Here is a 402-nt window from a genome sequence, read left to right on the forward strand (position 1 = left end):
GGATTCGTGGGATTGGAAACGTCATCCCGAATGCAATGAGGGATCTCCTGATTGTGGCACTGTGCTTGCATTTGGAGATCCTTCACTACGTTCAGGATGACGGGGTTCTTGGGATTAGAAACGTCATCCCGAATGCAATGAGGGAGCTCCTGATTGTGGCACTGTGCCTGCATCTGGAGATCCTTCACTACGTTCAGGATGACGGGATTCTCAAACAAGACGAAATTCTCAAAAGAAACGTCATCCCGAATGCAATGAGGGATCTCCTGAATGTGGCACTGTGCCTGCATTTGGAGATCCTTCACTACGTTCAGGATGACGAGATTCTCAAACAAGACGAAATTCTCAAAAGAAACGTCATCCCGAATGCAATGAGGGATCTCCTGAATGTGGCACTGTGCC

At 48.3% G+C, this 402-nt stretch carries 1 protein-coding gene; it reads left to right on the forward strand.

Features of this window, described 5'->3' with window-relative positions; all coding sequences use genetic code 11:
- Window positions 1–402 (forward strand): hypothetical protein (locus Lqua_RS18320; RefSeq protein WP_162264390.1); only part of this gene is annotated, 402 nt, incomplete at both ends.

The organism is Legionella quateirensis (assembly GCF_001467955.1).
Lineage (GTDB): Bacteria > Pseudomonadota > Gammaproteobacteria > Legionellales > Legionellaceae > Legionella > Legionella quateirensis.